10 protein-coding genes are annotated in these 8,574 nt (G+C 63.6%); 5 read left to right on the top strand and 5 right to left on the bottom strand.

Translation table 11 applies throughout. From position 1 onward, the window contains the following. Positions 1–191: 191 nt before the first annotated feature. Positions 192–680 (top strand): dihydroneopterin aldolase, encoded by a 489-nt coding sequence (gene folB / locus AC1VS5_RS09120; RefSeq protein WP_346679721.1) that lies wholly within the window; start codon positions 192–194, stop codon positions 678–680. Between the two features lie 437 nt (positions 681–1,117). Here folB and AC1VS5_RS09115 read toward each other — a convergent pair whose 3' ends face one another. Beyond that, the gene (locus AC1VS5_RS09115; RefSeq protein WP_481218421.1) at positions 1,118–1,864 is read right to left on the bottom strand and encodes a M48 family metallopeptidase; all 747 of its coding nucleotides are present in this window, start codon (positions 1,862–1,864) and stop codon (positions 1,118–1,120) included. Between the two features lie 590 nt (positions 1,865–2,454). On the opposite strand from AC1VS5_RS09115, the gene AC1VS5_RS09110 reads away from it, so the two are divergent. Together AC1VS5_RS09110 and AC1VS5_RS09105 are read left to right on the top strand one after the other, a co-directional pair. Then, positions 2,455–3,525 carry a D-alanine--D-alanine ligase family protein gene (locus tag AC1VS5_RS09110; protein ID WP_481218420.1) on the top strand — a complete coding sequence of 357 codons (1,071 nt, stop codon included), beginning with the start codon at positions 2,455–2,457 and terminating at the stop codon, positions 3,523–3,525. Between the two features lie 168 nt (positions 3,526–3,693). Beyond that, positions 3,694–4,125, top strand: a complete 432-nt coding sequence (locus tag AC1VS5_RS09105; RefSeq protein ID WP_019128033.1) for an FKBP-type peptidyl-prolyl cis-trans isomerase — start codon at positions 3,694–3,696, stop codon at positions 4,123–4,125. 217 nt (positions 4,126–4,342) lie between these two features. Here the strand turns inward: AC1VS5_RS09105 and AC1VS5_RS09100 are convergent, their stop codons facing one another. The 4 genes from AC1VS5_RS09100 to rnhA form a co-directional block, all read right to left on the bottom strand. Next, a complete protein-coding gene (locus tag AC1VS5_RS09100) occupies positions 4,343–4,738 on the bottom strand; it encodes a Fur family transcriptional regulator (protein ID WP_481218419.1) in 396 nt (131 codons plus the stop codon). A gap of 236 nt (positions 4,739–4,974) precedes the next feature. Continuing rightward, positions 4,975–5,418, bottom strand: a complete 444-nt coding sequence (locus AC1VS5_RS09095; protein ID WP_481218418.1) for an acylphosphatase — start codon at positions 5,416–5,418, stop codon at positions 4,975–4,977. 19 nt (positions 5,419–5,437) lie between these two features. Beyond that, positions 5,438–6,556 carry a Gfo/Idh/MocA family protein gene (locus AC1VS5_RS09090; protein ID WP_481218417.1) on the bottom strand — a complete coding sequence of 373 codons (1,119 nt, stop codon included), beginning with the start codon at positions 6,554–6,556 and terminating at the stop codon, positions 5,438–5,440. A gap of 481 nt (positions 6,557–7,037) precedes the next feature. Beyond that, positions 7,038–7,520, bottom strand: a complete 483-nt coding sequence (rnhA, locus tag AC1VS5_RS09085; RefSeq protein ID WP_019128037.1) for a ribonuclease HI — start codon at positions 7,518–7,520, stop codon at positions 7,038–7,040. 238 nt (positions 7,521–7,758) lie between these two features. On the opposite strand from rnhA, the gene AC1VS5_RS09080 reads away from it, so the two are divergent. Together AC1VS5_RS09080 and AC1VS5_RS09075 are read left to right on the top strand one after the other, a co-directional pair. Further along, positions 7,759–7,884 (top strand): hypothetical protein, encoded by a 126-nt coding sequence (locus tag AC1VS5_RS09080; protein WP_268257917.1) that lies wholly within the window; start codon positions 7,759–7,761, stop codon positions 7,882–7,884. Positions 7,885–7,969: 85 nt separating this feature from the next. Further along, positions 7,970–8,574, top strand: a 605-nt coding sequence (locus tag AC1VS5_RS09075) for an aldo/keto reductase (protein WP_481218416.1), incomplete at its 3' end; no start/stop codon positions are given.

Below are 8,574 nucleotides of genomic sequence, written 5' to 3'. Positions count from 1 at the left end.
GCCCCGCCGAGGTTCGCGCTGCCTGCACCTGGCCTGATTCCAAGAAGAACCTCGCGCCACTCATCTGAATACCCGCGTGAATCGTAGACACCGGGTGATTCCGTTTCAACTGTGTTCCCGCGGGCCAGTTCATTCCGCTCGGTATTGGGTATAGAGAAGCGTGGAAGAACACGACGAAGGAAGCGATTACTATGACGCAGAAGCATCTTCCGGAAGATACCTCGCGCGGCGAGGAGACCACGCTTGCCCAGCGTAGCGGAGCAGGATTGCCTGCCGCGCGGCGTGCGCTCGCAAAGCTCGAGCCAGGCCAGCTTGAGCATGCGGACAAGATCATCATCTCCGGGTTGGAGGTGTTTGCAAATCACGGCGTCTATCCCGAGGAGACGACGCTCGGCCAGAAATTCATCGTGTCGGCGACGCTTTTTGCCAGCCTGCGCAGGGCGGGGGAGACCGACGACCTAGGTGAATCGATTCACTACGGCGAGGTATGCCATGAGATCGACGCCTATCTGCGCAGCCATACGTTCAAGCTTATCGAAGCGGCGGCGGAGCATCTTGCGGACGAGCTGTTGCACAAGCATCCGGAGCTTCTTGCAGTGCGACTTACCATCGAGAAGCCGTGGGCGCCCATTGGTCTGCCGCTAAAGAGCGTCGGCGTCGAAATCGAGCGCACGCGCTAAGTGCATCGCAGTCTGAGCGGCTTTGGCGCTTTGGCGGCGCTGTTGCCCGCTCGTACGCGCTCTGAGGGCGGCTGCGGCGTTGCGATTGATGGCGAGAAGGCCCCATTCGATACAGGATGGGGCCATTTTTATGCATGAAATACCATGCAAATACGGCCCTACTCGGAGTGTTCAGAAAACCTTCCGACTCGAGCCTCGAACGCTGCAACACATCTAGCTGCGGATACTCAATATTCTCGCAGGTAGATGAGTTGCATTGAAAATGAAATTCTCGCCTCGAGTCGGTAGGTTTTTGGAGATGCGGCGAGTAGCCAGAAATCCTTATACGAAAGCCATGGCGCGCTGCCCCCAGCCTCCGGGAACGACCGCCCCTTTGCCGCGCGGTCGCCTCGTTGCGGGTACAGGCGTCTCGCCGCAGGTGCGTGCTTCCTCGCGGCCTATGCCTGCGGACGCGCTGCGGCTCGCGCGGGCTTTTTGAGCAGGGAGGCGATTGCGCGATTCTCGGGGCAGTAGATGTCGAGCAGCGTATGAAAGCGCTGGTTGTGGCTCGGTTCCATGAGGTGGCAGAGCTCGTGGGCAACAACGAATTCCAAGCATGAGGGCGGATACGCCGCAAGGCGCGCATTGATGCGGATGGCTCTGGTGCGCGGCGTGCAGGAGCCCCAGCGAGTCTTCATGGCGCGCACCTGCCATCGGCTGGCGTGAACACCCATCTGGTGCTCCAGATGCTCTGCGACGGCGGGTAGCGCCCGTTTCACTTCCTGTCGGTAGAGCTCTGCAACGAGGTCCTCTGCTTCGGCGGCGGCGCTTTCCGGCGACAGGGCGGATCCGAATGCCTTTTCGGACGAGACGAGCTCTCCCCACAGGGGGATGGTGCTCGGTGCATGCGCGGCGTCGCGTTCCAATTCTGCTTGTTCGCGATGGCGCAGAACATGCTGGGCGATCCACGAGGCTCGCCGGTCGAGGAACGCCTGCGCCCGCGCCGCGCTCGTGTGGAGTGGAATGCTTGCGACAACGCTTCCATCACCTCGGACGCGTAGGTTGAGATTTCTCACGCGCTTCCGGGTCACCGTGACCGCGATGGCGCCGGCGGGCGTGTCGACGTTCAGGATGAAGCTTGCGGCACCAGCCGTCTTTGGGCTTGCAACGTTGCTGCCGGGTGTCTTGCGTGCGTGCGCGGTCAAGGTGCCTCCTTCGCGGATGGGTCTTCAGTATGGTAGTGCATGGGCACCGAAAATGAGTTGCGGATACTCCGAGCGCGCTTGCCGTTTTCGGGCGGGATTTCGCCATGCTTGCTCTTTCCGGGCGATATTCGGACGCATCCGCCGTTCTTGGGCAATAGTTCGCCATCTGGGGCATGGAATATGGTGGATTATCGCCCGAGAGTGTCCCACATGGCGGATTATCGCCCGGCAAAGTCCTGCAGCGTAATTCCGCCCGAGGGCGCCCTGCATGGCGAATCGCTGCCCGTAAAGTCCCGTAAGGAGAATCGCTGCCCGAGAGCGTCCTTCATGGCGAAATCCCGCCCGAGAACTCCCCGCGGCTAGCGTCTGCATGCATGCTCGTCCAGCGCGCGTGCGTGAACGGCATTGCCCATATTCCCGTGGTAGCGCGGCATTGTTCGTACGCCTCCTGAGAGCTCAGTATTCTCCGTGCGCTCGCGGGGACGGCGTGGAGTCGCTTTTGCCACGCCGGAACGGTGTCTTGCCTCGCCTATACTGGTGCCTGCTCATTCGGTACGACGCCGCGCCGCGTGCGCGGAGGAGGGAGCCTCATGGTCGACGTTGCGATCATCTTCGGCGGCATTTCCACCGAACACGATATATCGCTTAAATCTGCAGACAACGTCATCGCGCAGCTTCCGCGCGACCGGTTTCGCCCGGTTCTCATCGGCATCACGCGGGATGGCATGTGGTTGCACTACACGGGCGATGTCGAGGATATCGTCTCCGGTGCCTGGGAGGGCCACGATGTGGCGCCGGTGGCGCTTCTGCCGGGTCGCGGCGAGAGTGCGCGGGGCGGTTTTATCGAGCTCGCCGAGGAGGGCGCACGCCAGCTCAAGGTCGACGTAGCGCTCCCCGTGCTCCACGGCCAGGGCGGCGAGGACGGCACCGTTCAGGGCGCGCTCGAGGCGTGCGGCGTTCCGTACGTGGGCTGCGGCGTGCTCGCCTCTGCGGTGTGCATGGATAAAGACGCCGCCCATCGGCTCGCTGCGGCGGCGGGCGTGCGCTCTCCGTTGTGCGAGGTGCTGTATCGTGGCGCTTCCGATGAGGAATGCCAGGCGGCGGTGGAGCGCTGCGGCGGGTTCCCCGTCTTCGTGAAGCCCGCTCGCGGCGGTTCGTCCATCGGCGTTTCCAAGGCATCGGACGAGGCGTCGTACCGCACGGCGCTGGAGGCCGCTTTCGCGCTCGATGAGAAGGTTGCCATCGAGGAGGCCATCCAGGGTATCGAGGTGGGTTGTGCGGTCGTGGGCGACGCGGTGCGCGGAACGAAGATGGGCGCCGTCGACGAAATCGTCATCCAGGGCGATGGCTTCTTCCGCATCCATCTCGAGAAGGATCCCGGTGCGAATACCGAGTTGCGCTGCCCTGCGGACCTTCCCGACGACGTGCTGGCGCGCGTGCGCGCCGCAGGCCGCACGGTGTATGAGGCGCTCGGCTGCTCCGGTTTCGCGCGCGTCGATCTTTTCGTGACGCCCGAGGGCGAAGTGGTGTTCAACGAGGTCAACTCGACGCCCGGCATGACGTACTACTCGCGTTTCCCGCAGATGATGCGCGTGGCGGGCCACGGGCTTGACGAGGTGCTCGCTGAGCTCATCGACGCGGAGCTTGAGGGAGTCGCATAAGGTACGGCTGCGGCGTCTGCCTTGCGGCACATCAGCGGCTGCGGCGCATCGGCCGCTTGCTCGTCTGCGCGATGATGGCGCCGCGGTTCACCTCGGCCATCCCGCGCCAGTTTAGTGTCAACGCGCCATGCGGCACGATTGCCGGGCGCACGAAAGAAATGAGGAACGATGTCCAATACCGGTAAGAAGCTTCGCGTTCATTATCGCGGTACGCTCGATGACGGCACGCAGTTTGACAGCTCCTACGACCGCGGGGAAACCCTTGAGTTCGTCTGCGGCGCCGGCCAGATGATCGCTGGCTTCGATGCAGCTGTGGTCGATATGCAGGAAGGGGAGAAGAAGACCGTGCGAATTCCCGCCGCCGAGGCATACGGCGAGCGCCGTGACGATCTCATTCTTACGTTCCCTGCTAACCAGGTGCCCAATATCGAGCAGATTAATGCGGGGGACAAACTCTTCCTGCAGACGCCCTCGGGCCAGCCCGTGCCCGCGACGGTGATCAAGGTAGACGAGACGGGCGTGGTGCTCGATGCGAATCACGAGCTCGCAGGCAAGGACCTCACCTTCGACATCGAGCTCGTCGAGGTTGCCGAGGCGTAGACTCCGCCTTGTATCAGGCATGGGTAGGGCAAGCCGGCCGGGCCGGGTTCCGTTTCGTGAAATGGGACCAGGCCCGGCCGGACGAGATAAGGGGTGTCGAGGCGGGCGTCGAACTGGGTGAAGAGGTTAGGGGCGTTCAGCCGTCTGTGTCGGCCGAGGCTAGGGGCGTTCAGCCGTCTACGCCGGACGAGACTAGGGGTGCCCGTCAGGGTTGGAATTACGCTCCCCGGATTTGACAGGCGGGGCAGAGCCCCTCGAAAAACGTATAGTGCGAGACGTCTGCATAGCCTGTCGAACGGGCGCAGCCGGTGTCTGCGCCGGCATCGTAGGGGAGGTCGAGATCGCTCACGGCACCACATGACGTGCAGATAAGATGGGCATGGTGGTCGCAGCGGTCGTCGAAGCGGCTTCCACCCGGTGTTTTAAGCTGCTTGATCATGCCCTCATCGGAGAGCAGCGAGAGGTTGCGATATACCGTTCCCCGGCTGATGCGGCCGTCGTGGCGCCGGACCTCGACGAACACATCGTCGGCGGTGGGATGGCCGTTGTGCAGGGCTCGAACGGCATCGAGGACGAGCCGGCGCTGCCGGGTATTGCGTCGCTGTACGGCCATCGGAGCCTCCTTGCCGTCGTGGTTGCTCGCGCTTCTGCGCGACGTGCGCTGCGCGGGTTTGCCCTGTTGCGCGCACGCGGCGGCGCGAAACAGGGCTCGGCGGGTGCGTGCGGCCGCGGCTACCAGGCTGGCGTGCGTAGCCGCGGCTACAGAGCTGACATGCCGGCGCAGCATCCGCGCACGTCATTGTATATGAGTATATTACTAACATTTACACGTGCACCGCAAGGTGCCCACTAATAACGCACGGAGAAGCCGGTTTCGTTGCTTTGGACGTCAAGCGCCTGCGCCTCGGTGAGCCAGACGCGGCAGCGCATGCGGGAGTAATAGGCGTGGACGGTGTCGAGGTGCTTGATGATGGCGCCGCTTGGGCCCTGGATCTCCATTTCGACCGATCCGTCGTCCAGGTTGAGGACCCAGCCCGTCAGTCCGAGCTCCCTGGCCGTTCCCTGGTTTGTCCAGCGGAACCCCACGCCCTGCACGTTGCCCGTGAAGAGGAAGCGATAGCGGACCGGCGCGCCGCCGTCTTGGGCGAGCGCCCTCTGAAGCTCCTTGATAATGCGGAGCTCGAGGGGGCTGCGCTGGCTGCTTGGGGCGGCGCTGCCTGAAGGACCGCCCGCGCGCTCCGCGTCGCTCCCACCTTGTCCTGCATAGGCGCGGATACGGTCGATGATACCCATCGTGCGCTCCCTTCGCCCGCTATCGTTCGCCTGCTTCGCGTGCATCGCTTGCCAGCGCGTCGGCGGGGAAGGACACGCCCATTTGACGGCGCGCCTCGTCCATGAGGGCGAGAGACGCCAGCGTGACGTCACGATAGTGCCGGACGTTCCCAAAGGGGCCTGCGGGCGCGTCGAGCGGGTCGGAACCTGCTTGAACCGCGTCGACCGCATCGCAAAAATCACTGAGCTCGTAAACCATGGTGTTAGGCACCTGCGGAAGCTCGAGCTCCTCCGTGCGAGCGCCCTCTTCGACATGCACCTGCTTCGCCGCCGCACGCACCGCGGTGCCCCGATGCTCGACGCGGGCCCATGTGGGTACCGAGATGCCGTCGAAGGTGAGCGTTGCGGTCTCGCTCTCGATTTGCGACGGCAGGCGGTCGTTGGTGATCTTGGAGAAGTGGAGCGTTGCTACGAAGTCGGCATAGCGGGCGATGATGACTCCCGATCCATCGAGGGGGCCATGGGTGAGGCCGCGAGTTTCCTCATCGAGGAGAACGGGAGCCGCGAGAACGGATTCGGGCGCGCCGAAGAGCTCGATAAGCGGCTCGACGGTGTAGACGCCGATATCCATGAGGGAGCCGGTGGCCATCGCGCAATCGAAGATGTTGGTGTGCTTCCCGGCGAGAATTTCGTCGTAGCGAGATGAATACTTGCCAAAATGAAGATCGGCGCGGCGAATGCGGCCCAGGTTGCGCATAAGGTCGCGCACGGCAACGAAAGCGGGGTCGTGCAGGGGGCGCATGGCTTCGAGCACCACGACGCCGGCCTTCTCGGCGGCATCGAACACAGCGCGCGCCTCGCGTTCGTTCGCGCCCAGCGGCTTCTCGGCGATCACGTGCTTGCCACCCGCGATGCAGGCGAGGGCCTGCGACGCATGGAGCGCGTTGGGGCTTCCGAGATACACGGCGTCCACCTCGTTGCTGGCGGCGAGATCCTCGAGCTCGGTGAAGGGGCGTGAGCCGCCGCGCGCCTCGGTGAATGCCTTTGCGCGCTCGAGGTCGCGCGAAAGCGTGCCTACGAACACGGCGCGGTCGCTCGCGTTGATCTCTTCGATGAAATCGCTGGTGATGGCGCTGGTGCCGATAGTTGCGATGCGCATGGGGCTCCTATCTGTCGTGGCTTCGCGGACGGGCGGTCGGGATATTCGGACCCGGCTCGGGCGGTCCTCGCGTCGGGCAACCAAGCTGTCCCACACTGCGGAGCCCGTCGGGGCGGAGCATCCGGCGACCCTCACCGCAACCGTACTCGCTTGAGGGTATTGTACTCGCGAATCGTCAGGTGGAGCACATCGCTTCACGTGCGTGAGCTATTGCGCAGCCACGGCTGATAGGGAAGCGCTGATATTCCCTCCGGGGCGATCGCGATTTCAGCTATTGGGCACTTCGGAGCGGAGGGCCCGGGTAGCCGTGCCGCATCCGGGCTGCGCCTTTTCCCACCCCTCGCCCGCCCGTGCCCGTCCGCCGCGCGGGGAAGTGCCCAAAAGTTGAAACCTCGACGGGGCGGATGCTTCCGGCGCCCCATGATCAGTGTTTCCCTAAGAGCAAAGGGGAGCTGTCCCCATTCGGTATGGTCTCGAAGAGCTAGTCGGCGTCGGTGAAGCCGGTATCGACGAGGAGGTTGCCGGAATCGGCAGCCGTCGTGGCGAGCTCATCGCAGCGTTCGTTGAGTTCATGTCCTGCATGGCCCTTGACCCAGACGAATGAGACCCGATGGGGCTCCATGGCGGCAAGGAGGCGCTGCCAAAGATCGATGTTCTTAACGGGTTTCTTGGCTGCCGTCTTCCAGCCACGGCGCTGCCAGCCTTCAATCCAGTGCTTGTTGAAGGCGTTGACGAGGTATTGGGAATCCGAGTGCAGCTCGACCTCGCAGGGGCGGTTCAACGTCTCGAGCGCCACGATTGCGGCGAGAAGCTCCATGCGGTTGTTGGTGGTGCGCTCGAAGCCCTCGGACAGCTCGCGCGTGAAGGTTTGCCCCTGGCTGTTGGTAAACGAGAGCACGGCGCCGTAGCCACCGTTGCCGGGATTTCCGCGGGCGGATCCATCGGTATAAATGGTCACCTTCACGCCGTCCTCTTTTCTGCCTCTATTCGGATCGATGCGTGTATCGGGCGGCTGCGCGCTTTTCCGCGAGTTGCCCGCTTTCATTCGAGCCGATATCTCTTCTTTTCCGTTCGCTTACACGCGCTTTGCGCGCCATTGCCCCATCGATTCTATGGTTGTTGACGAGGTTTTCAAAGCGCGTAACGCATTTTCCGCATGGGGCTCCAGGGTCTGGGTGCCCTGCGGTGGCGGGGAGGTTGGAATGGGCGAGATGGCGGCAGTGCTTCTCATGGTACTGGGTGCAGTGGCGGCCTTTGCCGCATCCGAGGTCGTTCGCGAGCTCGAGCGAAAGAGCGAGCGCCTCGTGGACGAGGCACGCGAGGCATGATTCCGCTGGCCGCCATCACCGAGCGTTTGATGGGCGGTTGTGTTGCTATACTGGCTGCGACAGATTCGTAGCCAGGAGGAGCGCCATGCAGTATCGAGTTGACCCCAGGACCGGACGCAGGCTCTCGGTTTTAGGGCTCGGCTGTATGCGCTTTCCAGGCAGCGTGCCCGGCAGGCCCGACCAGCGCCGGGCGGAGGCCATCATTGCGCGCGCCGTCGAGCGCGGCGTCAACTATCTCGACACAGCATATCTGTATCCGGGAAACGAGGCCGTGGTGGGTGCGGCGCTCGAGCACCTGGGCCTGCGCGACCAAGTGTTTCTCGCGACCAAGCTTCCCCATGCGTCGTGCAAGGACGAGGCGGACCTCGATCGCATCTTCAACGAGCAGCTGCGCCGCTTGCGAACGGACCGCATCGATTATTACCTCATCCACAACATTACGAGCCCAGCTCAGTGGACGCGGCTTGTTGGCCTCGGCATCGAGGCATGGATTGCTCGCCAGAAGGCGGCGGGGCGGATCGGGGCCATCGGGTTCTCCTACCACGGCAGCGCGGGCGATTTTTCCCTCGTGCTCAACGCTTACGACTGGGATTTTTGCCAGATCCAGTACAACTATGCGAACGAGCGCTACCAAGCGGGGACGGCGGGGCTCGTCGCTGCTGCCGGACGCGGGCTCGCGGTCTTCGTGAT

This window comes from Enorma sp. (assembly GCF_982429025.1).
This window is presented reverse-complemented; position numbering and strand designations above follow the sequence as displayed.

What these genes read in the sequence shown, in the direction of transcription:
- AC1VS5_RS09105 (WP_019128033.1), top strand. Translation starts at nt 3,694, where the DNA reads ATGTCCAATACCGGTAAGAAGCTTCGCGTTCATTATCGCGGTACGCTC.
- AC1VS5_RS09095 (WP_481218418.1), bottom strand. Translation starts at nt 5,418, where the DNA reads ATGGGTATCATCGACCGTATCCGCGCCTATGCAGGACAAGGTGGGAGC.
- folB (WP_346679721.1), top strand. Translation starts at nt 192, where the DNA reads ATGACGCAGAAGCATCTTCCGGAAGATACCTCGCGCGGCGAGGAGACC.
- AC1VS5_RS09110 (WP_481218420.1), top strand. Translation starts at nt 2,455, where the DNA reads ATGGTCGACGTTGCGATCATCTTCGGCGGCATTTCCACCGAACACGAT.
- AC1VS5_RS09080 (WP_268257917.1), top strand. Translation starts at nt 7,759, where the DNA reads ATGGGCGAGATGGCGGCAGTGCTTCTCATGGTACTGGGTGCAGTGGCG.
- AC1VS5_RS09090 (WP_481218417.1), bottom strand. Translation starts at nt 6,556, where the DNA reads ATGCGCATCGCAACTATCGGCACCAGCGCCATCACCAGCGATTTCATC.
- AC1VS5_RS09100 (WP_481218419.1), bottom strand. Translation starts at nt 4,738, where the DNA reads ATGGCCGTACAGCGACGCAATACCCGGCAGCGCCGGCTCGTCCTCGAT.